23 protein-coding genes, 1 riboswitch and 1 other annotated feature are annotated in these 24,410 nt (G+C 34.5%); of the genes, 22 read left to right on the top strand and 1 reads right to left on the bottom strand.

Translation table 11 applies throughout. The features are described 5' to 3' along the window. Positions 1 to 80 precede the first annotated feature (80 nt). The 13 genes from DWV06_RS07890 to DWV06_RS18250 all read left to right on the top strand — a co-directional run bounded on the left by DWV06_RS07890 (position 81) and on the right by DWV06_RS18250 (position 13,167). Positions 81 to 677 (top strand): YeeE/YedE family protein, encoded by a 597-nt coding sequence (locus DWV06_RS07890; protein WP_115481638.1) that lies wholly within the window; start codon positions 81 to 83, stop codon positions 675 to 677. A gap of 19 nt (positions 678 to 696) precedes the next feature. Beyond that, complete coding sequence (locus DWV06_RS07885; RefSeq protein ID WP_115481637.1) at positions 697 to 1,257, top strand: YeeE/YedE thiosulfate transporter family protein; 561 nt, start codon at positions 697 to 699, stop codon at positions 1,255 to 1,257. A gap of 60 nt (positions 1,258 to 1,317) precedes the next feature. Next, on the top strand, positions 1,318 to 3,165 hold the full coding sequence (gene asnB / locus DWV06_RS07880; RefSeq protein WP_115481636.1) for an asparagine synthase (glutamine-hydrolyzing): 1,848 nt from the start codon (positions 1,318 to 1,320) through the stop codon (positions 3,163 to 3,165). 128 nt (positions 3,166 to 3,293) lie between these two features. Beyond that, positions 3,294 to 3,920, top strand: a complete 627-nt coding sequence (locus DWV06_RS07875; RefSeq protein WP_115481635.1) for a single-stranded DNA-binding protein — start codon at positions 3,294 to 3,296, stop codon at positions 3,918 to 3,920. Positions 3,921 to 4,042: 122 nt separating this feature from the next. Further along, complete coding sequence (locus DWV06_RS07870; protein ID WP_115481634.1) at positions 4,043 to 4,525, top strand: cob(I)yrinic acid a,c-diamide adenosyltransferase; 483 nt, start codon at positions 4,043 to 4,045, stop codon at positions 4,523 to 4,525. A 45-nt stretch (positions 4,526 to 4,570) separates the two neighbouring features. Next, positions 4,571 to 4,745, top strand: a riboswitch (Lysine riboswitch). 176 nt (positions 4,746 to 4,921) lie between these two features. Further along, on the top strand, positions 4,922 to 5,812 hold the full coding sequence (gene dapA, locus DWV06_RS07865) for a 4-hydroxy-tetrahydrodipicolinate synthase (RefSeq protein WP_115481633.1): 891 nt from the start codon (positions 4,922 to 4,924) through the stop codon (positions 5,810 to 5,812). A 62-nt stretch (positions 5,813 to 5,874) separates the two neighbouring features. Further along, positions 5,875 to 6,654, top strand: a complete 780-nt coding sequence (gene dapB, locus DWV06_RS07860; protein ID WP_115481632.1) for a 4-hydroxy-tetrahydrodipicolinate reductase — start codon at positions 5,875 to 5,877, stop codon at positions 6,652 to 6,654. A 19-nt stretch (positions 6,655 to 6,673) separates the two neighbouring features. Then, positions 6,674 to 8,635 carry a fructose-1,6-bisphosphatase gene (locus DWV06_RS07855; RefSeq protein WP_115481631.1) on the top strand — a complete coding sequence of 654 codons (1,962 nt, stop codon included), beginning with the start codon at positions 6,674 to 6,676 and terminating at the stop codon, positions 8,633 to 8,635. 199 nt (positions 8,636 to 8,834) lie between these two features. Continuing rightward, positions 8,835 to 9,854, top strand: coding sequence for an ABC transporter ATP-binding protein (locus tag DWV06_RS07850; protein WP_115481630.1), 1,020 nt, complete (start codon positions 8,835 to 8,837; stop codon positions 9,852 to 9,854). Then, the gene (locus DWV06_RS07845) at positions 9,838 to 10,701 is read left to right on the top strand and encodes an ABC transporter permease (protein WP_115481629.1); all 864 of its coding nucleotides are present in this window, start codon (positions 9,838 to 9,840) and stop codon (positions 10,699 to 10,701) included. The genes DWV06_RS07850 and DWV06_RS07845 overlap by 17 nt, the downstream gene beginning before the upstream one ends. Before the next feature lie 14 nt (positions 10,702 to 10,715). Continuing rightward, complete coding sequence (locus tag DWV06_RS07840; RefSeq protein ID WP_115481628.1) at positions 10,716 to 12,143, top strand: GldG family protein; 1,428 nt, start codon at positions 10,716 to 10,718, stop codon at positions 12,141 to 12,143. Further along, the gene (locus DWV06_RS07835) at positions 12,143 to 12,733 is read left to right on the top strand and encodes a DUF4340 domain-containing protein (protein WP_115481627.1); all 591 of its coding nucleotides are present in this window, start codon (positions 12,143 to 12,145) and stop codon (positions 12,731 to 12,733) included. Before DWV06_RS07840 ends, DWV06_RS07835 begins: the two co-directional genes overlap by 1 nt. 86 nt (positions 12,734 to 12,819) lie before the next feature. After that, positions 12,820 to 13,167, top strand: a complete 348-nt coding sequence (locus DWV06_RS18250; RefSeq protein WP_147289841.1) for a hypothetical protein — start codon at positions 12,820 to 12,822, stop codon at positions 13,165 to 13,167. 84 nt (positions 13,168 to 13,251) lie between these two features. Here DWV06_RS18250 and DWV06_RS07825 read toward each other — a convergent pair whose 3' ends face one another. Further along, positions 13,252 to 14,289 (bottom strand): PocR ligand-binding domain-containing protein, encoded by a 1,038-nt coding sequence (locus DWV06_RS07825; RefSeq protein WP_162300604.1) that lies wholly within the window; start codon positions 14,287 to 14,289, stop codon positions 13,252 to 13,254. A 319-nt stretch (positions 14,290 to 14,608) separates the two neighbouring features. Between DWV06_RS07825 and hisA the strand changes: the two genes are divergently transcribed. The 9 genes from hisA to gatC all read left to right on the top strand — a co-directional run bounded on the left by hisA (position 14,609) and on the right by gatC (position 24,400). Next, on the top strand, positions 14,609 to 15,385 hold the full coding sequence (gene hisA, locus DWV06_RS07820; RefSeq protein ID WP_115481624.1) for a phosphoribosylformimino-5-aminoimidazole carboxamide ribotide isomerase: 777 nt from the start codon (positions 14,609 to 14,611) through the stop codon (positions 15,383 to 15,385). A gap of 9 nt (positions 15,386 to 15,394) precedes the next feature. Further along, complete coding sequence (locus tag DWV06_RS07815; RefSeq protein WP_115481623.1) at positions 15,395 to 16,576, top strand: cation diffusion facilitator family transporter; 1,182 nt, start codon at positions 15,395 to 15,397, stop codon at positions 16,574 to 16,576. Positions 16,577 to 16,807: 231 nt separating this feature from the next. Further along, positions 16,808 to 18,139 carry a type I glutamate--ammonia ligase gene (glnA, locus tag DWV06_RS07810; protein WP_115481622.1) on the top strand — a complete coding sequence of 444 codons (1,332 nt, stop codon included), beginning with the start codon at positions 16,808 to 16,810 and terminating at the stop codon, positions 18,137 to 18,139. 86 nt (positions 18,140 to 18,225) lie between these two features. After that, the gene (locus DWV06_RS07805) at positions 18,226 to 18,774 is read left to right on the top strand and encodes an ANTAR domain-containing response regulator (protein WP_115481621.1); all 549 of its coding nucleotides are present in this window, start codon (positions 18,226 to 18,228) and stop codon (positions 18,772 to 18,774) included. A 21-nt stretch (positions 18,775 to 18,795) separates the two neighbouring features. Further along, the gene (gene dapF / locus DWV06_RS07800) at positions 18,796 to 19,629 is read left to right on the top strand and encodes a diaminopimelate epimerase (RefSeq protein WP_115481620.1); all 834 of its coding nucleotides are present in this window, start codon (positions 18,796 to 18,798) and stop codon (positions 19,627 to 19,629) included. 21 nt (positions 19,630 to 19,650) lie between these two features. Further along, complete coding sequence (locus DWV06_RS07795; protein WP_115481619.1) at positions 19,651 to 20,865, top strand: LL-diaminopimelate aminotransferase; 1,215 nt, start codon at positions 19,651 to 19,653, stop codon at positions 20,863 to 20,865. A gap of 120 nt (positions 20,866 to 20,985) precedes the next feature. Continuing rightward, positions 20,986 to 22,341, top strand: coding sequence for an aminotransferase class V-fold PLP-dependent enzyme (locus DWV06_RS07790; protein ID WP_115481618.1), 1,356 nt, complete (start codon positions 20,986 to 20,988; stop codon positions 22,339 to 22,341). Positions 22,342 to 22,453: 112 nt separating this feature from the next. Continuing rightward, positions 22,454 to 22,681 (top strand) — a binding site (T-box leader). A gap of 81 nt (positions 22,682 to 22,762) precedes the next feature. After that, positions 22,763 to 24,091, top strand: coding sequence for an aspartate--tRNA(Asn) ligase (aspS, locus tag DWV06_RS07785; RefSeq protein WP_115481732.1), 1,329 nt, complete (start codon positions 22,763 to 22,765; stop codon positions 24,089 to 24,091). A 15-nt stretch (positions 24,092 to 24,106) separates the two neighbouring features. Beyond that, positions 24,107 to 24,400, top strand: a complete 294-nt coding sequence (gatC, locus tag DWV06_RS07780; RefSeq protein WP_115481617.1) for an Asp-tRNA(Asn)/Glu-tRNA(Gln) amidotransferase subunit GatC — start codon at positions 24,107 to 24,109, stop codon at positions 24,398 to 24,400. The last annotated feature ends 10 nt before the right edge of the window (positions 24,401 to 24,410 follow it).

The raw sequence follows: 24,410 nt of genomic DNA, 5'->3' as shown, positions 1-24,410 counted from the left end.
TATTTTTCTACTTGAAGAATAATTAACTGATTTTCACCTATACTAAACATATCAAATAGATTAGTACAGGTGATTTTTTTATGGAAGAGAAAGAAAGATGGATTAGTAAAGCTTTTTTTTTAGGAATTGTTTTTTTTCTTGCAATTTTTATGGTGAAACCGATTGGTATATCCAAACAATATAGTATGATTAGCGGTATACTCTATCATTTAGCGGAACCTTCCTTGATCAGAGAAGATTCACATAGAAGTTCAGGGTATCGAAGCAGTAATCTGTATTTTGATAAAAATGAAGGAGAACTTGCCGAAAAAATTAAAAACCCTTGGAATTATGATTTGATTTTTCTGTTTTCTATACCAATTGGCGCAATTATTGCGCATTTATTTTTATCAAAACAGGAAAAAATGTATGCGAGAAAAAATAAGAGACAAATTACTTATGAAGAAGAGTTTATTGAGATTACAAAGGTAAGGTGGAAGCGGTCAAGGAAATTTTTAAGAGCATTTTTGGCAGGAATTTTGCTGCTATATGGAGCAGAATTAGCAAATGCAGACATAGACGGTCAAATTTTAAGTGCTTTGATGCAAGGAAGTATTAGTGCATATTTATTTGCAGCAATTGTATTTGCAGTTGCTATTCCGGTTGCAATTGTCAGTGGATATGATAAGAGCGCATAAAGGATAAAGGAGAGATTACATGAAATACGTAGTTGCAATAATATTAGGAGGCTTACTGGGAGTCGGCTTATATTGGATGGGTGCCTCCAATCCTAAAAAAACATTGAATATGCTAAAATTAGAAAATATGAATATGCTGAAAATATATCTGTTTGCGTTAGGAGTTTCAAGTGTGCTATTGGCGGCTTCTTGTATGATTGGAATTTTTGATAAATCACACTTAAATATTGGCAGTACACATTTAGGAGTGGTACTTGGAGCTCTATTATTCGGATTGGGTTTTGGATGGGCAGGTACCAATCCTGATAGTTGTATGGCTTCCATAGGATCGGATTCCATAAAATGTGGAATTTTTACTTTAATAGGTGGGCTCACTGGAGCGTTTTTTTATACTATCACATACTCTTGGTGGCATGAAATCGGATTTTTTCGTTTGTTCCAATTTCATTCACTCACATTTTTTCAGATATCCGATGATATTCCCGGGTTGTTTTCAATGGGAGAGGAAGGGATGCTGGGTTTAGGAATCATATTTATGATTATTGCGTTGATATTACCGAACAAAGGAGTCAGTGATTAAAAAATCACACATTTGATTAAAACCCATATCATACTAATATAGAAAAGGAGGCGGTAAAATTTGTGCGGAATTGCAGGAATATGTAATTTTCATTATGATTTAAGAAAACATAAAAAAGAGTATAATTTAATTGTCGAGAAAATGGGACAAACAATTCGTCATAGAGGACCTGATGATTCAGGTACATACATAGGGGAACACGCAGCGTTTGTCCATGCACGTCTGGCTGTAATGGATCCTGAGAGAGGGATACAGCCGATGGTGTATAAAAAAGGGAATGAGCAGATCTGCATTATATATAATGGTGAATTATACAATACAGAAGAAGTAAGAAGAGAGTTAACACAAAAAGGATATCATTTTAATACTACTTCAGATACGGAAGTGGTTTTATTAGCTTATGCGGAATACGGTGAAAAATGTGTAGAGCAGTTTAACGGAATTTTTGCCTTTGCCATTTGGGATAGTGTTTTAAAGACTTGTTTTATGTGTCGGGACCGTTTCGGTATTAAGCCGCTTTTTTATTATTGTAATCAAGAACAGGTCATATTTGCATCTGAAATAAAAGCGATTTTTGCAAATTCGGACATAAAACCCGAATTAGATGGGTACGGTCTATGCGAAATTTTTGGTCTGGGCCCGGCAAGGAGTCCGGGTTGTGGAGTATTTAAAGGGATTCATGAAGTTCCACCAGGATACTGCGCGAGAATTGATTACAGTGGCATGAGAGTATACCCTTATTGGGAGCTTCAAGCAGTAGAACATGAAGAAACTTATGAAGAAACAGTCAGCCATACCAGAGAACTACTTTTAGATTCCATTAAAAGACAATTAGTCAGTGATGTACCTATTTGTACTTTATTGTCGGGAGGAATTGACTCAAGTATTGTTTCATCTATAGCCTCGCAAGTAAAAAAAGAACAGGGAGAGACGTTAGATACCTATTCTTTTGATTTTGCCGGAAACAGCAGATATTTCAAGGCTTCTGATTTTCAGCCATCACAAGACAGACCATATGTTGATATGATGACAAAATTCATTCAATCCAACCATCATTATTTAGAATGTGAGATAGAAAACTTGTATGATGAATTAATACCTGCTATGTTAGCAAAAGACCTTCCGGGTATGGCAGATGTGGATTCTTCTTTATTATATTTTTGCAGAAAAATAAAAGAAAATCATACAGTTTGTCTATCAGGAGAATGTGCTGATGAAATTTTTGGGGGTTATCCGTGGTTTCGAAATCCAAAATCATATAGTACCAGGACTTTTCCTTGGTCATCCAATATTCAGACTCGTTTGTCTGTTCTGTCGCCTAATTTAAGAGAAGAATTGCACTTAGAAGAATATATTTCAGCACAGTATGAGAAGACCATAAAAGCGACCCCTCAATTAGGTAATGAATCGGTAGAAGTAATCAGGCAAAGAGAAATTAGTTATCTGAATATCAGATGGTTTATGACGACACTTCTGGATCGGAAAGATAGAATGACGATGGCAAGTGGTTTAGAAGTCAGAGTACCTTTTGCAGATCATCGCTTAGTGCAATATATTTATAATGTACCATGGGAATATAAATATCATAATCAAGTAACAAAAGCACTTTTAAGAGACGCGTCAACTGGATTGCTTCCCAAGGAAATATTGTGGAGGAAAAAAAGTCCATATCCGAAAACTTATCATCCACAGTATGAAAAATTATTAAAAAATTCTTTATGGAATATTTTGTCGGATACGAAGGCCCCAATTCAATCATTGGTTCACACACAATACCTGAAAAACCTTTTAAAATCAAACAATACGCCGTCTACACCTTGGTTTGGACAGCTGATGTCTACCCCGCAATTATACGCTTATTTGATTCAAATGAATGCATGGTTGGAAAGATATAGTCTTCATTTTTAAAAAAAGTAGTTCTATAATGGACTTGAACTGAATAAATATATTAATACAGAAAAATATACGATAGGTCATCAGCGCAATGGGGATATGAAATAAGCGTGATGGCTTGTGAGGAAGGGAGCACATCATTTATGTCAGATAAGGTCATTGAAAACAATCAAGTAACCATTATAGGGGAAATTGTATCAGGATTCCAATTCAGCCATGAAGTATTCGGGGAGGGATTTTATTTTGTTCAGGTATCTGTAAACCGACTTAGCAATATGGCTGATAACATTCCGCTAATGGTTTCAGAAAGGCTCATTGATGTAAAACAAAATTACGAAGGAAGCCTGATTAAGGTAAACGGACAGTTTCGATCTTATAACAGACACGAGGAAAAAAAGAACCGTTTAGTGTTGTCTGTATTTGTAAGGGAACTGGAATTTCTTGAAGAGTTGGAAGATAATATGAAAACAAATCAAATCTTCTTAGACGGCTATATCTGTAAAGAGCCGGTTTACCGCAAGACTCCATTGGGACGTGAAATAGCAGATCTGTTAGTAGCTGTGAATCGTTCCTATGGAAAATCAGATTACATACCTTGCATTTGCTGGGGGAGGAATGCAAGATTCGCTTCGCGTTTTGAAATTGGAGGACATGTCCAAATTTGGGGAAGAATTCAAAGTAGGGAGTACGTGAAAAAAATGGAAAATGAAGAAACTCAAAAGCGAGTTGCATATGAAGTTTCTGTAAGCAAAATAGAATATTTAGATTAGTACAATTGCTTTAAGGACATTTTTGAGATTAAATTTGCAATTTTGTTATGTTATGTGGTATTATAATTCCTATATCTGTAACATTGAACTATGAGATACCAAATCGGTAGATGGAGGTAATTATGGGGAACGGAATTGTTCAAATTTATTGTGGAGTAGGAAAAGGTAAGACTACCGCAGCCTTAGGGCAGGCAATAAAGGAAGCAAGCCAGGGAAAATCAGTTATTATCATTCAGTTCCTGAAAGGTAAGAGTGAAGAAGAAATCCATTTTATCAGTAAACTAGAACCAGATATAAAGCTATTCCGTTTTGAAAAATCAAATGCATGTTTTGACCAGTTAACGAAAGAACAACAGGAAGAAGAGCGGATGAACATAAAAAATGGTTTGAATTTTGCAAAAAAGGTTCTGGATACCGGAGAATGTGACGTCTTGATATTAGACGAAATCCTGGGACTTTTGGATTATAAGGTTATTACCGCAGGAGAATTAATTAATTTAATTCAATTGAAAGAAGAAACAAATGTGATATTAACAGGAAGAACTTTAGATGAAAAATTGATAGCTGTAGCAGATTCTGTATATAATATAGAGATAATAAAGTAATTGACAATATATTTTATTAATGCTATAGTGAGTATAACAATTGAATGAAATGATAGAGGTTGCGTTTTTCATAAGTATATTATTGGATGTGGCAGACACAGTTGAAGATAAAGGAAAGGGAACAACGCCGAAAGAATGTAATTTTCTGCGGTTACATTTTTGGGCATATAATGAATAATTATATGACTGTCATCTGAGAAGATGGGGGGCTATCTAAAGAGTAAATTATTTACAATTAGTAATATGGTTATCTTTAGAGTCGGCTCATTTTAGTCGACTCTTTTAAATTATAGGAAAGGCCTTGTAATATAAAATGTAAAGTATGGTTCTACTATAATAAAAATTACTTAGCAGGATTTTGCCCAAAACCTTATCACATAAGAAGGAGGAAATAAAATGGCAATTTTTACAGGCGCTGGTGTAGCAATTATTACACCTTTCAAAGAGAACTATGAGGTGAATTTTGAAAAACTAGAAGAATTAATTGATGATCAGATTGCCCAAGGTACAGATAGTATTGTAATAGTCGGTACCACAGGAGAAGCATCCACACTCTCACATGAAGAACACTTAGAATGTATTAGAGTAGCCGTAAACAAAACAAACAAGAGAGTTCCGGTTATTGCAGGTACCGGTTCTAACTGTACGGAAACAGCAATTTATCTCTCAAAAGAAGCACAGGCTCATGGAGCAGATGCGGTATTAGTGGTAACGCCGTATTATAATAAAGCCACACAAAATGGATTGATTCAGCATTATTCAAAGATAGCCGGTGCAATAGATTTACCTATCGTTATGTACAATGTACCAGGAAGGACCGGATGTAATATTAATCCGGAAACAGCTGCGACACTTGCAAAAACAGTAGATAATATAGTGGCGGTTAAAGAAGCAAGTGGAAACATCGCAAACGTGTTAAAAATGATGCAGTTAGCAGAGGGACATCTGGATTTATATTCTGGAAATGACGATCAGATCGTACCGATCATGTCAGCAGGTGGAAAAGGGGTAATTTCTGTATTATCTAATATTGCACCCAAACAGGTACATGATATGGCTGCAAAATATCTAGAAGGTAATGTACAGGAAAGTTTAGAATTACAATTAAAAGCACTTCCGTTGATTAGTGAATTATTCTGTGAGGTGAATCCTATTCCGGTCAAAATGGCAATGAATTTAATGGGATGGGGAACAGGATCCGTAAGAGCACCTCTGACAGAACTTGAGCAGGCACATGTAGAAAGACTTTCAAAAGCAATGAAAGAATACGGAATAAAGTTAGTTTAGAGCATAAAATCGGTGGTATCCAATCGGAAACCATCGATTTATGGATAAAGGAGATTAATAGTATGATTAGAGTAATTATGCATGGTTGTAATGGAAAAATGGGACAGGTTATATCTAATTTGTTAAAGGAAGATCAGGAAGCAGAAATTGTTGCAGGAGTTGATGTTTCAGATCATATTCAAAATGAATATCCTGTATTTAAAAATATAGCAGAATGTGATATAGAAGCAGATGTTATTATTGATTTTGCATCTGTGAAAGCGATTGAAGATTTATTGAATTACAGCATTGAAAAACAGGTACCGGTGGTGGTTTGCACAACAGGACTGACAGAAGAACAGTTAGCTAAGATTAAAAAGGCCAGTGAAGAAGTGGCTGTTTTGAGATCAGCAAATATGTCATTGGGTATCAATATGTTAATGAAATTATTACAGACTGCTGCTCAAGTTTTGGTGCCAGCCGGATTTGATATTGAGATAGTTGAAAAACATCATAAATTAAAGTTAGATGCTCCAAGCGGAACTGCAATTGCTTTAGCTGATTCAATTAATGATTCATTGGATCAACGTTATGATTATCAATATGACAGAAGCAGGGAACTGAAAAGAAGAGAGAAAAATGAAATTGGTATCCAGGCTGTCCGTGGAGGAACTATTGTAGGAGAACATGAAGTGATTTTTGCCGGGATTGATGAAGTGATTGAATTTAAGCATACTGCCTATACGAAAGCAATTTTTGGAAAGGGAGCCATACAGGCTGCAAAATTTTTGGCTGGAAAGCCGGCAGGTTTTTATGATATGAGTCATGTAATAGAGGGAAATGTACAATTAAATAAAACTTGAATTAAGGGGACTTATTAAAATGAATAATGTAGAATTTAAATACCTAAAAAGTCTGGCTAAGCAATTTCCAACAATTGCATCTGCAGCAACAGAGATTATAAATTTGAAATCAATTTTAAATCTTCCAAAAGGGACGGAACATTTTCTCACGGATATTCATGGAGAGAATGAGCAGTTCCATCATATTCTGAAAAATGGATCAGGCTCTGTTAGAAGAAAGATTGATGAAGAATTTGGAAATACCTTAAGTAATAAAGATAAAAAATCATTAGCAACATTAATTTACTATCCGGAACGCAAACTGGAGTATGTGAAAAAACAGGAAGAAAACATAGACGATTGGTATCGGATCACTTTATATCGGTTGATTCAGATTTCTAAAAGAGTTTCATGGAAATATACACGATCGAAAGTCCGTAAAGCATTGCCGAAAGATTTTGCTTATGTTATTGAAGAGCTTATAACGGAGAAAGCTGATCTTCAAGATAAAGAAGCGTATTATAACGAAATTATAAATACAATTTTATCGATTCACAGGGCTCCTGAATTTATTGTAGCACTAAGTCATCTGATTCAACGTTTGGTAGTAGATCATCTTCATATTGTTGGAGACATTTTCGACAGAGGTTCAGGCCCACACATTATATTAGATACACTTATGAATTATCATTCTGTGGATATTCAATGGGGCAATCATGATGTATTGTGGATGGGAGCTGCTGCTGGTAACACGGCATGTATTGCTAATGTCATACGTTTATCAGCCAAATATGGGAATCTAAATATGCTGGAAGATGGATATGGGATTAATTTGATTCCTTTAGCGACCTTTGCACTTGAGACCTATAAAGAGGACACTTGTGAGTGTTTTAATATTGATTATATGGAAAAAGATTATAATGTAAAAGACTTAGAGCTGGATCGGAAGATGCATAAAGCAATTACAATTATCCAATTCAAATTAGAAGGACAGCTTATCAAGAACCGTCCGGAATTCCGTATGGAAAAAAGGCTGCTTTTGGATAAGATTAATTTTGATAAAGGAATTGTAACAGTTGAGGGTAAGGATTATCCTATGAAGGATATTAAGTTTCCGACCGTTGATCCTAAGGATCCGTATACGCTTTCTCCAGGTGAGGAAGAAGTGGTAGAACGATTAAGGACCGCTTTTATCAATTGTGAGAAACTGCAAAGACATATCCGGTTTTTATTTTCAAAAGGAAGTTTGTATAAAGTATACAATTCTAATTTGTTATATCATGGATGCGTACCATTTGATGAAGATGGTTCATTTAGAAAAGTTAATGTATATGGCAAAGAATATAGTGGAAAAGCCTTATATGATGTCTTGGATAGTTATGCCAGAAAAGGTTATTATGCAGACGATATGGCAGAAAGAAAAAAAGGACAAGATATTTTGTGGTACTTGTGGTCCTGCGAAGATTCCCCGGTATATGGAAAAACAAAAATGGCTACATTTGAGCGTTATGTTTTATCCGACAAAAAAATTCAGGCAGAGAAAAAAAATCCATATTATACATTAATTGAAGAAGAAGAATTCGTGAATAAAATCATGGAAGAATTCGGTCTGGATACAGAACATTCACACATTATCAACGGTCATATGCCGGTTGAATTGAAAAAGGGAGAGACACCTTTAAAATGTAATGGTAAAGTATTGATTATTGACGGAGGACTTTCAAAGGCTTATCAAAGTAAAACCGGAATAGCAGGTTATACCTTAGTATATAATTCTTACGGTCTTAGACTGGTTGCTCATGAACCATTCGAATCTTTAGAGAAAGTAATCAAAAATGAAACTGATATCCATTCTGAGACTACGGTCGTTGAGCAGGTTATGCGTCGGCGCTTGGTTGCAGATACAGATACAGGAGAGCAAATACGTGAGAGCATAAAAGAGTTAAAAGAATTGTTAAAAGCATATCGTACCGGAATTATAAATGAAACAGATGTATCATAAATAAAACAAGTAAAGGAAATTGCAATCTTAATTTGGAGCGCAGCTTCCTTTTTTGTTTTGTATTAAATTAGTTTTTTTTCTTGATTTTGAAGATAATTACTATACGTTCACAGAAAAAACACACATTGTTGGAATATTCAACACATTTTTTTGGTAATTTAAAGTAGGTTTTAAAAAGGAAAGTCAGGAGGGAAAATCGTTGATTGAAGTAAAAAATTTAGTCAAGAAATATGGAAACCATTTGGCTGTAGATCATTTGGATTTTACAGTAGAAAAGGGCCAAATCTATGGGTTTCTGGGTCCTAATGGCGCTGGAAAATCTACGACCATGAATATTATAACGGGTTATATTTCAGCTACAGAGGGGCAGGTATTAATAAACGGTCATGATATTTTTGAAGAACCGGAAAATGCGAAAAAAGCAATTGGGTATTTACCGGAAATTCCCCCATTATATATGGATATGACCTCAAAAGAATATTTACAATTTGCAGCAGAACTCAAAAAGATTCCCAAAGATCAAAGAAAAAGAATGATAAACGAAGTGATGGAGTTAACAAAGATTGACTCCGTAAAAGACAGATTGATAAAAAATTTATCTAAGGGGTATCGACAGAGAGTTGGACTTGCACAGGCGATTTTAGGATATCCGGAGATAATTATACTAGATGAACCTACCGTTGGACTTGATCCAAAGCAAATAATTGAAATACGAGATTTAATTAAAGAATTGAGTAAAAAACATACCGTTATTTTGAGTTCTCATATTCTATCAGAAGTGAGTGCTTTATGCGACCATGTTTTAATTATTTCCAATGGAAAATTGGTTGCCAGTGATACTCCGGAACATTTAGGAGAATTGATGGCCGGTTCCAATACAGTTGTCTTAACAGTGAAAGGAAGTACTGAAAAGATTAAATCTGTGTTGAACAGTATAAATGAGATACGTGACTATCAAATTACCAAATCAATGGAATCCGGTTCTAAAGATATTAAAATACAAATGAAAAGTCAGACGGATATTCGAGAAAAACTCTTTTTTACATTTGCTGAGCAAAGATGTCCGATTCTAATGATGGATTCAACAAAAATCTCTTTGGAGGATGTTTTCTTAGAATTAACAAGCAAAGAGCAGATAAATGAAGAGATACCGGAAAATTTACAAGAAGAGGTTGAAGTTAAAGTAGAGGAGGAGGAACAAAATGAAAGCAATTTATAAAAAAGAAATAAGATCCTACTTTACATCCGTGCTGGGGTACTTATTCATTGGGTTTTTGTTATTTGTAATTGGCTTGTATTTCACTGCGTATAATTTAAATTACGCTTATCCGGAAATCGGTTATACGTTATCAAGCTCAATTTTTGTATTTTTAATCATTGTTCCAATTTTGACGATGAAGATCATGGCGGATGAAAGAAGGTTGAAAACAGATCAGATGTTATTAACTGCTCCTGTTCGAAATACAGATATAATTATAGGAAAATATCTGGCTCTTTTAACGGTATTTTTGTTACCTGTTATTTTATGTTGTATTTATCCGGTCATTTTGTCTTCTTTTGGAAGTGTGAACTTTAAAATGTCTTATACAGCAATTTTAGGATTTTTCTTATTTGGAGCATTAGCATTAGCTATTGGGATGTTTATTTCTTCTTTAACGGAAAGCCAGGTAATTGCAGCGGTGTTATCCTTCGCTCTACTTTTGATCATGTTTATGATGAATGGAATCACTTCATTTATTTCGGGTACTGCATTTGCTTCACTTGTTGGTCTCATTTTAATTTTGATCATTATAGGATATATTTTATATCATATGACACAGAATTACATTCTGGCAGCAGGTGTAAGTGCGATAGGTGCAATTATCTGCATTATTTTATATGTCATTGATTCTTCCAAATTTGCTGGAAAATTAACAAATATTTTAAGTGTTCTTAATGTAACAGAGAAATTTTCCAATTTTGCCGGCGGAACTTTTGATGTCACTGGGGTGGTTTATTACCTTTCTTTAACAAGCTTATTTTTGTTTTTGACAATACAGGCGATTCAAAAAAGACGCTGGAGTTAGGAGGGAGATATTAAATGATATTCAAAAAAGATATGTTTCAAACAAAGAAGTTTAAAAACGGTTCTTACAGTACGCTTTTAGCTGTGATAGCCATTGCAATGGTTATTGTTCTTAATTTAATTGTAAATGCGATACCTGCTAATTATACAAAGTTTGATGTCAGTACACAAAAGCTGACAAAGATTTCTAAACAGACCAAAGAAATACTTTCTAATTTATCAGAGGACGTTACTATTTACCAGATAACACAACAAAAAAATAAAGATAAGACGATATCAGCACTGTTAGAACGATATAAAGCAGGTTCTTCCCGTATCAAAATAGAGGAAATCGATCCGGCGACGAATCCTAACTTTGCCTCAAATTATACCTCGGATACATTGAAAGAGAATAGTGTTATTATCAAAAGCGAAAAACGTTCTAAAGTAATTCCATATGATTCTATTTATGCATCATCAATGGATAGCGCAACTTATCAACAAACGACTTCTTTCGATGGAGAAGGTCAGATTACAAGTGGTGTTGATTATGTAACTACGAATGATTTACCGGTAGTTTATGAATTAGAAGGACATGGAGAAACAAAATTGTCTGCAGCTTATATCAGTGCAATTGAAAAGCAGAACATTTCAGTTAAATCTGTAAATTTAGTTACTTCAGAAACGCTTCCCAAGGATTGTGATTGTCTCTTTATTATGGCACCAAAGCAAGACTTAACAGAGAGCGAATTGAAAAAGATAAATGCTTATCTGGAAAAAGGAGGCAACATTTTTATTGCTTCCGGGTATGAAAAAACAGATTTAAAAAATTTAGAGTCAATATTGGGCTCTTATCAAATGAAAGTGAAAGATGGACTTATCGTTGAAAATGATAATAGCCATTTTGTAAATCAATATCCATATTATTTAGTTCCGGATTTAACAGAACATAAGGTGACGAGCGATTTGATTTCAGAAAACCTAAGGGTTATTGTTCCAGAGTCTAGAGCAATTGAACTTGTTGAATCAAAAGATAAAAATATAAGCACAACAAGCTTATTGACCACTTCTGATAAAGCTTATAAAAAAGTATTAGAAGGGAATGATACATCTCTGGTTCAAGAAGATTCTGACGAGACCGGTACATTTAATGTAGCAGCTGCAGCAACGAAAAAACTTAAGGATAAGGAATCCCATTTAATTTATTTAGCATCTTCTAAATTTTTTGTGGATGATATTAATCAATTAGTAGCTGGTGCCAATGAAGATTTTGCTATAAATGGACTAAGCTGGATGTGTGAACATGAAAGCGGTATTGCAATACATTCAAAAAGTTTGGATACTCAAAAGCTTGTATTATCAGCAGGTCAAGTTAATTTCTGGAGTTTATTGTTAATGATCGTGATACCAATTACTGTCATTATAGCAGGAATTGTTGTTTGGTTAAGGAGGAGACGTAAATAATGTCAAAGAAAGTAAAGCACCTTATTATAATGGGTGTGGCATTTATTATTTTATTAATCGCTTATGCAGGGGTAAAAAAAATAAATGAAAATCAGACCAAGAAGAAAGAAGCAAAAGAAAAAGCGGAACAAATTACAGTATTAAAAATTCCAACAAGTAATATAACGAGTTTTTCTTATAATTATAATGGAAGTAATTATGTTTTTGAAAAAGATGGAGACACTTGGTTTTGTCAACAAGATAAAAATATAAAGCTTGTACAGGCAGATATAGAGACGATGCTAGGAACTGTAGATGATTTAAAAGCGGAGCGTTTGATTGAAAAATCGGATCAAAATTATGCTGCTTATGGTTTAAATACTCCATCTCAAACGATTAAGATAAAAGATAAAAACGGAAATTCTACGGTCATATTAATTGGTGATATTAATAATACCACAAGTTCCTATTATTTAGCGATAAAGGATCAAAAAACAGTATATGCGGTAGATACTGCAACTGCAACTGCTTTTCAAAAGACGTTAGAAGATTTGAAGCAAAAAGAACAGACACCAGATGAAACACCAGATCAATCCACTACATCTAAATAAATCTTAAAAATTTTGGATATTAAGAATAAATTTTTCCATTATGAACATATTATAGACATAGAATAAATATAAAGGAGAATTTATTTATGAAGAAGTTAAAGAAATTAATTTTTGTTGTACTTATGGCATCTATGTTTTGTTTTTTAACCGCTTGTACTGATAAAGATAAGGATGATAATGCAGGCGCAGATACGACTACAACAGAGGATGCAGCGGACAAAGGCGGAGCAACAGGCGGTACTGCAGATGATAATACAACAACAGATGGTGATACAACAGATACAGTGAATGATACAGATGAAAATGGTACTGTTGAAGATGCAGCTGAAGACGCAGCAGATGATGTTAAAGACACAGCTGAAGATTTAAAAGATGGTGCTGATGAAGCTGCAGATGATGTAACTGAAAATGCAGATGATGCAAATAATGAATAATAAACATAAATAATTTTAGTTTAATAAAGAAAATACTCTTAGTATGGAAATGATTCCAACCAAGAGTATTTTTGTTTGGTTCTATTACATTTCAAAAATTTTTTTCAGCTTTTCTGCTAAGTCGACAGAATTTTGAACGGTAGCAGACAGTTCTTCCATAGCAGCAGATTGGTCTTCGGTAATAGCTAAAGTGGAACTCGAACTCTTTATAGTAGTATCAAGTTTATCAAAAATCTGCGCATTCAGTGAATTAATCAGTTGGGCTGTTTTTTTTGTGCTTTCAGACAAATTCTGGATACGGTTGGCAACGACAGTAAAACCGCGCCCATCATTTCCAAGTCTGGCAGCTTCGATGGAAGCATTGATTCCGATTAATTTTGTTTGATCTGCCACTTTTGTGATATCAACCAATACTTGTGAAATTTGACGTGTCACATTATTAATTTCATTAATCTCAGTACTTAATTCATGCTGACTTGTTGTGATGTTTTGTGCAGATTCAGCCAGGATGTCAACGGTGGTAGAAATCTGCATAAAGTTTTCGGCTAAGCTTGTAGATAAAAGTTCATTTTCTACACGATTATACCCGGTCTGAGCAAGAGCATTTACAACGATGAATAATACTTCAGCAGCAGCTTCAATATTTTTCTTTTGTACGATATCAATTTTCTGTGCAGCACTCCACAACTCGTCTCCTGGAAGGTTAAGCTCATTTGCTACTTTTCGGATATTTGTTTCATTAGGATTTTTGTCTAGAATTTGTCCACCTAATACAGTTCCCAATAACTCTCCTTTTACAATAATTGGAGCAGCAAAATCTATAAGACCTGCATGACATGGTCCGATAAAGGGACGTCCAATTTTGGCAGACTCTTCTCCCATTTTGTTATGGCAGACAGCGCATCCTTTGTCACCAACAGGGGATCTGTGTATGTAATTCTGACAAAATTCACGATAATAACTTGGTTTTGTAATTTCCTTTCCATCACGATCTACGGATACAGCGGCACAATTCATTCCTAATGCAAAGTTGTCCAAAAAACTCTGTAATACATTTACATCTATTATGTCTTCTACATTAAGCTGGGTTAAATCAATTTCCCCATTTTTTAAAGTAATCATATAATGTCCTCCTCGATTCATTAATATATAAAAAATAAAAATTTAGTAACTTACAATAACGTCGTTAGTTATATTTTAATACAAAATTGTGAAAACAGCAAGAAATATTATTAAAAAATGCGAAAATAAAGTCAATATTTCCAATATTATGGAACACAACAAGAAAAGAATGGGCAAAAGTACAAATAATGTTAAAATAAATTTAAAAAAATAGAAAAATATTACAATAAATAAATTTATGGAGTAGAGAAAAAAGTATACTTGTATTTTTAATAAGTTTCGCTATAATTAAAACTAGAAAATAAAAGGGAGGTTTTGGATGAAATTCAGACCCTGTATTGATATACATAATGGATTAGTGAAGCAAATCGTAGGAGGGACTTTGCTGGATAAAGGAGATTATGCGAAAGAGAATTTTGTTTCCGGTCGTGATGCTTCTTTTTATGCTTCTTTCTATAAAAAAGATAATTTAAAAGGCGGACATATTGTTTTATTGAATTCCGAGAATTCGGAGTATTATGAAGCGAGTAGGGAACAGGCAGTGAAAGCATTGAAAGCCTATCCGGGAGGTCTGCAGATTGGAGGCGGTATCAATGACCAAAATGGAGCTTTTTATATTGAAAATGGTGCCACGCATGTGATAGTCACCTCATTTGTTTTTAAAGACGGAAAGATCAACTATGATAATCTGGAGAAAATGCAGAGAGCAGTAGGTAAAAAGCATCTTGTATTAGATTTAAGCTGTAGAAAAAAAGATGGAAACTATTATATTGTGACAGATCGATGGCAGAAGTTCACACAGGAAATAGTTACTCATGAACTACTGGACAAGCTTTCTGAATGGTGTGATGAGTTTTTGGTACATGCTGTAGATGTAGAAGGAAAAGCTTCGGGAATTGAAAAGGAATTAGTTTCTATATTAGGAGAATGGAATGGAATACCGATTACTTATGCAGGAGGAATTGGAACTTTCGGAGATTTAGAAGAGTTAAGAGAACTTGGAAAAGGCAAATTGGATGTTACTATCGGGAGTGCCTTGGATTTGTTCGGGGGCTCTATGGTGTATAAAGAGATACTGAATTTTATGAAGAATTAGGAGTAGCGTATGACGTCTTTATTAGTGAAATTATTTATTAAAAATGAGAAAAATGTTGATGATGTCAAAGTGCGGACTGCATATGGAGTTTTAGCAAGTATCGTAGGAATTTTATGTAATGTGTTTTTATTTGCATGTAAATTAGCTGTGGGTATGCTGTTAAACAGTATTGCGGTAATTGCGGATGCATTTAATAATTTATCGGATGCCGCATCAGCTGTAATTAGTTTTATCGGAATCAAAATGGCAGAAAAACCTGCGGATGAAAAGCATCCCTTTGGACATGGCAGAATGGAATATATTGCTGCTTTTGTAGTTGCATTTTTGGTACTTCAAGTCGGGTTTTCATTCTTTAAAGATTCATTTGATAAGATCAGACATCCACAGCAGATTGTTTTTCAAATATCTTCTATTATTATCTTGGTAGTTTCTGTAATTATTAAGTTGTGGCTGGGGCTCTTTTATAGAAAATTAGGTAAACGGATAAATTCAAACGTTTTACAGGCTACTTCTACAGATGCATTCGGAGACGCTATTATTACAAGTGTTACGATTGTGGCTATTCTGGTCGGATATCTGACTGGTTTAGCGATTGATGGTTATGCGGGGATATTAGTTTCGCTGGTAGTTATCTGGGCTGGAATAGGGATTGCAAGAGAGACATTAGAGCCATTGATTGGCCAGGCAGTGCCGCCGGAAGTATATTTAAGGATTACTCAAAAAGTGGAAAGTTATGAAGGAATTGTTGGTAGTCATGATTTGATCGTACATAATTATGGACCATCAAGAAATATGGCTACAATACATGCAGAAGTATCTAAAGATGCGGATATTGAAGATTCTCATGAGTTAGTGGATATGATAGAAAGAGATGTTTTTAAAGAATTAGGAATTTTTTTAGTAATTCATATGGATCCGGTTGAAGTAAAAGATGAGAAAATCCTTCAAGTGCGGGAACAAGTGCAACAGAAAGTTGAAAAGATAGATCCTAAATTTTCAATTCATGATTTTCGATATGTTGGAGGAACGACACAAATTAATTTGATTTTTGATTTGGTAGTACCAAGAACATATCAACAAGATCAAGATGAAGAAATAAAACATTTTATAGAAGAAGAACTGCAGAAAATAGACAATAGGTTCCGATGCAAGATTACGGTAGAAAGAAGCTTTATTCAGGAAAAGTCTTAAGGTTGACAAAAGACAGTTTCATTGATATTATTTATTAAGAACAAAGGGGTTCTCTGCTATTGAGGACCTTTATTTATAGAAGGTATTGCCTGAGGATCAGGATAATGGGAAAGGATGGTTCTCTTAATAGAAGAGAAATCCTTTTTTTCTGTTACTTCGAAAATGATAGTAACATAAATACAATTGGGAGTTTGGAAATATACTGACTACCGTCTAAAAGGAGAGATTAGGATGAACAAATACAAGAAAGAAGATATTATTCGTATCGTAGAAGAAGAGGATATTGAATTTATCCGTCTCCAATTCACGGATATTTTCGGAGCTTTGAAGAATGTAGCCATTACAGCGAATCAATTGGAAGATACCCTTAATAATAAGTGTATGTTTGATGGTGCGGCGATTGATGGTTTTGTGAGGGTTGAAGAGTCAGATATGTTTTTATATCCTGACTTGGATACTTTTGAAATCATTCCATGGAGACCTCAGCAAGGTAAAGTAGCAAGAATAATTTGTGATATTTATTATCCGGATGGGACTCCGTTCGAAGGTGATCCAAGATATATTTTGAAAAATATGATCAAACAGGCGAAAGAATTAGGATTTGGATTTGATGTGGGTCCCGAATGTGAATTTTTTTTATTTCACATAAACGATAATGGAGAACCGACGACAGTCAGTCATGAGAGAGCCGGTTATTTCGATTTGGGTCCAACTGATTTTGGTGAAAATGCAAGAAGAGATATGGTTCTTACCTTAGCGGAAATGGGATTTGAAATTGAAGCATCTCATCATGAAGCTGCTCCTGCCCAGCATGAAATTGATTTTAAATATGGGGAAGCTTTGAAGACCGCTGATAGTATTATGACATTCAAATTAGTTGTGAAGACGATAGCCAAGCGACACGGTCTGTATGCAACTTTTATGCCGAAACCGAAGATGGGTATCAATGGTTCAGGTATGCATATCAATATGTCTTTATCTAAAGAGGGAAAGAATATTTTTGGTGATAGTGCTGACACGAATGGTTTAAGCGAAGAAGCTTATTATTTTATTGGTGGAATCATGAAACATATGAAAGGTATGACACTTTTTACAAATCCATTAGTTAATTCGTATAAAAGATTTGTACCGGGATATGAAGCACCGATTCATATTGCCTGGTCTCTTAGAAACAGAAGTCCATTGATACGTATTCCTGCCGTTTCCAGTAATCAGATGAGGGTAGAATTAAGAAATCCGGATCCTTCCTGTAATCCTTATTTAGCACTTGCTGTATGTTTGGCAGCAGGATTAGAAGGGATTAAGAATAAAATCATGCCACCTGAAAGTATTGATGGTAATATATTCAATATGACAGAGGAAGAGATGAAAGAAGTGGGAATCCAATCACTTCCAAGAACTTTGAAAGAAGCGATTGATGAGTTTAAGGCAGATACATTTATTCAAAATGTTTTGGGAGAACATATTTCAACAAAGTATATAGAAGCAAAAACAAAAGAATGGGAAGACTATTGTCAGAAGGTATCAGAGTGGGAATTGGAACAATATCTTTATAAGTTTTAATGTATACACGGGGGAGAAAACCTAGGAGTTAAAAAGATCTCTTTCAGTTACAACAGGAATGTAAGAGAGTAACAGGAGGTGTATACATGGCAAATATTGTAGTGCTGTTTTCTAAATTAGAAAATGCCAAGAATATAAAGAATATTTTAGTTCGAAGTGGTTTTTCGGTTGCGGCTGTGTGTACAACGGGTGCCCAGGCAATTCAAAGTGCTGATAGTCTGGATGATGGTATTTTGGTATGTGGATACCGATATTCAGATATGCTATATTCAGAATTACGAGATTATCTTCCCGGAAATTTTGAAATGTTACTGGTTGCTTCCAAACATTTACTGAATGAATGTTTAGGAACGAATATTATGTCTCTGACTATGCCGATTCAGGTACATGATTTGGTGAGTACCGTAGAAATGATGGAGTATAATATTGAGCGTCGCAAGAAAAAACTTCGTTCTAAGCCTAAAGCAAGAAATGAAAAGGATAAGGAAATTCTTTGGGAGGCAAAAGTGCTTTTAATGGAACGAAATAATATGACAGAAGAAGAAGCCCATCGTTATATACAAAAGTCTAGTATGGACAATGGAGTGAATTTGATCGAAACGGCTCAGATGGTATTAAGCCTAATGCGTAGCTAAGATAATAGAATGGAGAAAAATATGAAATTTACAAAAATGCATGGACTTGGAAATGATTATGTATATGTGAACTGTTTTGAAGAAACAATTGAAAACCCGGAAGAGTTGGCTAGGTTTATCAGCGACAGACATTTTGGAGTTGGTTCCGATGGACTTATTTTAATTCATCCATCAAAGGTTGCAGATTTTGAAATGATTATGTATAATGCAGATGGTTCCAGAGGTGAAATGTGTGGAAACGGGATTCGATGTGTAGCTAAATATGTATATGATTATAAATTAACAGAAAAAACAGAAATAAGTGTTGAGACTCTGGGAGGAATTAAATATCTGGAGCTCAATGTAAAAGATGAGAAAGTAGAATCTGTTAAAGTCAACATGGGATCGCCTGAATTGGCTGCAGATAAAATACCTGTTAAATCACAGAATCAAAAAGTAATGAACGAACCTATTGATGTCGAAGGGATAACATATCATATGACTTGTGTTTCAATGGGAAACCCACATGCAGTTATTTTTGTAAATGATATAAAAGATCTAGATTTGGAAAAAATTGGACCTAAGTTTGAAAATCATGAAAGATTTCCGAACAGAATCAATACTGAATTTGTTCGAGTGATTGATAAAGAGACAGTTGAAATGAGAGTATGGGAAAGAGGTTCAGGTGAAACGCTTGCATGCGGAACCGGAGCCTGTGCGACAGTTGTAGCTTGTATTTTAAATGGTTATACGAATGATGAAGTAACAGTTCATTTACTAGGCGGGGATTTGCAAATACAATGGGATAAAAAAGAGAACCTGATTTATATGACAGGACCCGCAACCATTGTATTTGATGGTGAAATTCAAATATAATATTAAAACTAGGAGGAACACATGTTTAAAATTAATGAAAATTTTTTAAAATTGCCGGGAAGTTATTTGTTTTCTACAATTGGCAAAAAGGTCACTGCATTTAAGGAGCAAAATCCAGAGAAAAAGATTATTAGTCTGGGAATAGGAGATGTAACCCAGCCATTGGCACCGGCAATAATTGAAACATTACATGGTGCAGTTGATGATATGAGTAATGCGGAGACGTTTAAAGGATATGCACCTGATTTGGGCTATGAATTCTTACGTACTACAATTGCTCAAAATGATTACAAAGATCATGGATGTGATATTTCCGCAGATGAAATTTTTGTTTCAGATGGTGCCAAATGTGATTCCGGTAATATTCAGGAAATTTTCAGCCAGGAAAATAAGATAGCTGTTTGTGATCCAGTTTATCCGGTATATGTAGACAGTAATGTAATGGCAGGAAGAACCGGAATTTATGATACTAAATCAGAAGTGTGGAGCAATGTAATTTATATGCCATGTACGGCAGAAAATAATTTTGCACCTCAACTGCCAAAAGAAACACCGGATATCATCTATCTTTGTTTTCCGAACAATCCTACTGGTGCTACCGTGAATAAAGCGCAGTTACAAGAATGGGTAGATTATGCGAATAAAGTTGGAGCTGTCATTATATATGATGCTGCATATGAAGCGTATATCTCCGAGGAGGATGTACCACATTCTATTTATGAATGTGATGGAGCAAGAACATGTGCCATTGAACTCAGAAGTTTTTCCAAAAATGCAGGATTTACTGGTGTTCGTCTGGGATTCACTGTTATTCCCAAAGAATTAAAAGCTGGTGATGTTTCTTTACATTCACTTTGGGCAAGACGTCATGGAACCAAATATAATGGAGCACCTTATATTGTTCAAAAAGCGGGAACAGCAGTTTATTCAGAAGCTGGAAAAGCACAGTTAAAAGAGCAGGTAGCTTATTATATGAATAATGCTAAATTAGTTTATGATGGTTTGAAATCTGCAGGTTATACAGTATCAGGTGGTGTCAATGCGCCATATATCTGGTTGCAGACACCAAATAAAATGAAATCATGGGATTTCTTTGATTATTTATTAGAGAATGCAAATGTTGTAGGAACTCCTGGATCAGGATTTGGGCCAAGTGGAGAAGGTTATTTCAGACTTACTGCATTTGGAAGTTATGAGAATACTGTAGAAGCAATGAATCGAATTAAAGCTTTATAATAATATGCCGTCCCAGAATATGAAAAATATTCTAGGGGCGGTTTTTCATAATAGAATTTTAGTCATGTATTTTTTAAAATAACATATACTAGTCAAAAATAAAAGTAAGAGAAAAATTAAATGCGATCAATTAATAATAATATAGGAAATAATATTGTTGTAGGTGAAAAAGTAGAAGTTCCTATAGTTAATGGAGAGTATGTACATTCCATTGATTTTGATAATGCAGCAACTACACCTCCATTTTGTTCAGTACTCAACGATATAAATAATTTTGCGCCGTGGTACTCATCAATACATAGAGGCGCAGGATATAAATCTGAATTATCATCAAAAGTTTATGATAATGCAAGATATCTGGTTCAGGATTTTGTTCATGCCGATAAGGATAAAGATGTAGTTATATTTACAAAAAATACCACGGAGTCCATAAATCTACTTTCTTATGTTTTATCCCAGCAAACCGAACATCAAAATGTAGTTCTGTCAAGTTGGATGGAACATGCTTCTAATGATTTGCCTTGGAGAGGTAAATTTCTTTTGGATTATATAGAAATTGACTCTTTGGGACGCTTATCTCTAAATGACTTAGAAAATAAATTGATAAAATACAAAGGTAGTGTAAAACTGGTCACTATCACTGGAACTGCTAATGTTACAGGTTATATAAATCCGATACATGAAATAGCATCCATTACACATAAATATGGTGCTAAGATCATGGTTGACGGAGCCCAGATGGTTCCTCATATTCCTGTCGATATGATGCCTTTCAATACCCCTGAGCATATTGATTTTTTAGTTTTTTCAGCACATAAAATGTATGCACCTTTTGGAATTGGTGTACTCATTGGTCCCAAAACAGTGTTCAAAAAAAGTGAAGCACTTATACTTGGAGGAGGTACATTTCGTTTATATACACACGGCAAGATACAGTGGTCTGATCCTCCGCTAAAAGACGAAGCAGGAACACCAAATGTTATGGGGGTAGCAGCATTAAGTTCAGCTATACAGACTCTTATTTCTATAGGAATGAATGAAATATTTAGCTATGAAAAGGCTTTATATGACTACATGGTAGAAAAAATGAGTCATATTCCAGGGATATGTTTTTATAGTGATACCAGTAAAGAAGATACGGTTAGTATTGTTCCTTTTAATATGGTTAATATCTCTCACCAATTAATGGCAACTATTCTTGCAAATGAATCTGGTATTGCTGTTAGAAATGGATTTTTCTGTGCACACCCTTATTGTGAACGACTTTTGGGGCTTTCTGAAAGTGATATGGAATATTATTTTAATCATAAAAATGTAAAACTTCCTGGCATGGTCAGAGTTAGTCTTGGATTGTATAATACTTACGAAGAAATAGATAAATTTATAAAAACTCTTTTGTTAATTTCACAAAACCAGGAATATTTTATACAAAAGTATACGGATAAAATTATTGCATTAGAAAATCCGGGATGTTAATGAGGGTAGATAGATTTTTAAAATGAGGAAAAAAATATAGTAAAATTTGTTAAAAACAAAAGTAAATTAATTTTTTATTGTAATTTAAAAATAATTGTGTTAGGATACAATAGTAAATGCGAGGAAAGAGACTCTGTATTATGGAACTTGACAGGAAGAAGACGTCACCGACTGAGAGCGTCTTCATGAGGAATTAGTATAAGGGAACACTCTGGAGCAGACTGGTTGAAAAATTTAGAGTAGGTCAGTACGTTGTACGCGTTAAGTACTTAGAGTGGAGAAATAGATTTATTTCTCAATGCGGGTGGTACCGCGGGAAAAGTATAGTCCCGTCCCGGAATATGTCATGTATTCCAGGGACGGTTTTTTTAGTTTTAAATACCTCCTTGGAAGCAAATATTTGAAAAGGAATGGTGTCATTATGGAATTTATGACAGGTGTTAAGCCAAAAGAAAACAAAGAACTAAGTGAATTGATCAATGGAATGGAAGGTGCTCAGGTAAAAGTTAACGGAGCCGTGCATACAATTCGTGATATGGGAAATATTGCTTTTGTAGTCCTGCGTAAAAGGGAAGGCTTGTTACAATGTGTATTTGAAGAAGGGGAAACTCAATTTGAATTACGAAACCTGAAAGAAGCTTCTACTGTTGAAGTTATGGGTGTTGTTGCAAAATCAGAAAAAGCTCCGAATGGAATTGAAATTTTACTAAAAACGATCACGATTTTATCAGAACCGGCAGAAACTATGCCGATTCCTATTGCAAAATGGAAGATGAATACATCGTTAGAAACAAATTTGAATTTACGCCCCATAGCTCTTAGAAATATTAAAGAGAGGGCAAAATTTAAAATACAAGAAGCCGTAGTAAGAGGGTTTCGAGATTTTTTATTCGAACAGGGCTTCACAGAAATCCATACACCAAAAATCGGTGCAAAAGGTGCAGAGGGCGGAGCCAATATTTTTAAACTAGATTATTTTCATAAACCTGCTGTCTTGGCACAAAGCCCTCAATTCTATAAACAGATGATGGTAGGTGTATTTGACAGAGTATTTGAAGCAGCACCGGTATTTAGGGCAGAGAAGCATAATACAAAGCGTCATTTGAATGAATATACATCTCTGGATTTTGAGATGGGTTATATAGAAAGTTTTGAAGATATCATGGAGATGGAAACCGGATGCCTTCAAAGAATTATGAAGTTAATTGAAGAGAATTATGAAAAAGAAGCTAAGATTTTAGGATTAAATCTTCCAAAAACAGATGAAATTCCGTGTGTACGATTCGATAAAGCAAAAGAGTTGGTATCAGAAAAATATGACAGACCGATTCGTAATCCATATGATTTAGAGCCGGAAGAAGAAATTTTAATCAGTCGTTATTTTAAAGAAGAAATGGATGCTGATTTTGTATTCGTAACCCACTATCCGTCCAAAAAGCGTCCTTTTTATGCGCTGGATGATCCTGAAGATACAACATTTACATTAAGTTTTGATTTATTGTTTAAAGGAATGGAAATAACTACAGGAGGGCAGCGTATTCATGATTATCAAATGTTATTAGATAAAATTAAGGCACGTGGTATGGAAACAGAAGGTATGGAACATTATTTGATGGCGTTCAAGCATGGAATGCCGCCACATGGTGGATTAGGTATTGGATTAGAACGTTTGACCATGAAACTCTTAGATGAAGAAAATGTAAGAGAGACTACTTTATTTCCAAGAGATTTGAATCGATTAGAACCATAAGAGGAAGGTGACGAAATGGCAAATAAAATCAGTGATGAAACAATAGAATATGTCAGTATCTTGTCTAAACTAAAACTTACTGACAAGGAAAAAAAACAGGCTAAGAAAGAAATAGGAAATATGCTTGATTATTTTGACAAATTGAATGAATTGGATACTACAGGAGTAGAACCTATGAGTCATGTATTTCCAATCAATAATGTATTTAGAGAAGATGTTATCAAAAATGAAGATCAAAGAGAAGATATTTTGAAAAATGCACCGGGAGTCAAAGATGGTATGTTTAAAGTACCACGTACAGTAGAGTAAGGAGGACGTA

Source organism: Anaerosacchariphilus polymeriproducens (assembly GCF_003363435.1).
GTDB lineage: Bacteria > Bacillota > Clostridia > Lachnospirales > Lachnospiraceae > Anaerosacchariphilus > Anaerosacchariphilus polymeriproducens.
This window is presented reverse-complemented; position numbering and strand designations above follow the sequence as displayed.

What these genes read in the sequence shown, in the direction of transcription:
- DWV06_RS07815 (WP_115481623.1), top strand. Translation starts at nt 15,395, where the DNA reads ATGACGTCTTTATTAGTGAAATTATTTATTAAAAATGAGAAAAATGTT.
- aspS (WP_115481732.1), top strand. Translation starts at nt 22,763, where the DNA reads ATGGAATTTATGACAGGTGTTAAGCCAAAAGAAAACAAAGAACTAAGT.
- glnA (WP_115481622.1), top strand. Translation starts at nt 16,808, where the DNA reads ATGAACAAATACAAGAAAGAAGATATTATTCGTATCGTAGAAGAAGAG.
- DWV06_RS18250 (WP_147289841.1), top strand. Translation starts at nt 12,820, where the DNA reads ATGAAGAAGTTAAAGAAATTAATTTTTGTTGTACTTATGGCATCTATG.
- DWV06_RS07795 (WP_115481619.1), top strand. Translation starts at nt 19,651, where the DNA reads ATGTTTAAAATTAATGAAAATTTTTTAAAATTGCCGGGAAGTTATTTG.
- DWV06_RS07890 (WP_115481638.1), top strand. Translation starts at nt 81, where the DNA reads ATGGAAGAGAAAGAAAGATGGATTAGTAAAGCTTTTTTTTTAGGAATT.
- dapA (WP_115481633.1), top strand. Translation starts at nt 4,922, where the DNA reads ATGGCAATTTTTACAGGCGCTGGTGTAGCAATTATTACACCTTTCAAA.
- DWV06_RS07885 (WP_115481637.1), top strand. Translation starts at nt 697, where the DNA reads ATGAAATACGTAGTTGCAATAATATTAGGAGGCTTACTGGGAGTCGGC.
- DWV06_RS07855 (WP_115481631.1), top strand. Translation starts at nt 6,674, where the DNA reads ATGAATAATGTAGAATTTAAATACCTAAAAAGTCTGGCTAAGCAATTT.
- dapF (WP_115481620.1), top strand. Translation starts at nt 18,796, where the DNA reads ATGAAATTTACAAAAATGCATGGACTTGGAAATGATTATGTATATGTG.
- hisA (WP_115481624.1), top strand. Translation starts at nt 14,609, where the DNA reads ATGAAATTCAGACCCTGTATTGATATACATAATGGATTAGTGAAGCAA.
- DWV06_RS07845 (WP_115481629.1), top strand. Translation starts at nt 9,838, where the DNA reads ATGAAAGCAATTTATAAAAAAGAAATAAGATCCTACTTTACATCCGTG.
- DWV06_RS07790 (WP_115481618.1), top strand. Translation starts at nt 20,986, where the DNA reads ATGCGATCAATTAATAATAATATAGGAAATAATATTGTTGTAGGTGAA.
- dapB (WP_115481632.1), top strand. Translation starts at nt 5,875, where the DNA reads ATGATTAGAGTAATTATGCATGGTTGTAATGGAAAAATGGGACAGGTT.
- DWV06_RS07805 (WP_115481621.1), top strand. Translation starts at nt 18,226, where the DNA reads ATGGCAAATATTGTAGTGCTGTTTTCTAAATTAGAAAATGCCAAGAAT.
- DWV06_RS07875 (WP_115481635.1), top strand. Translation starts at nt 3,294, where the DNA reads ATGTCAGATAAGGTCATTGAAAACAATCAAGTAACCATTATAGGGGAA.
- DWV06_RS07825 (WP_162300604.1), bottom strand. Translation starts at nt 14,289, where the DNA reads ATGATTACTTTAAAAAATGGGGAAATTGATTTAACCCAGCTTAATGTA.
- DWV06_RS07840 (WP_115481628.1), top strand. Translation starts at nt 10,716, where the DNA reads ATGATATTCAAAAAAGATATGTTTCAAACAAAGAAGTTTAAAAACGGT.
- gatC (WP_115481617.1), top strand. Translation starts at nt 24,107, where the DNA reads ATGGCAAATAAAATCAGTGATGAAACAATAGAATATGTCAGTATCTTG.
- DWV06_RS07835 (WP_115481627.1), top strand. Translation starts at nt 12,143, where the DNA reads ATGTCAAAGAAAGTAAAGCACCTTATTATAATGGGTGTGGCATTTATT.
- DWV06_RS07870 (WP_115481634.1), top strand. Translation starts at nt 4,043, where the DNA reads ATGGGGAACGGAATTGTTCAAATTTATTGTGGAGTAGGAAAAGGTAAG.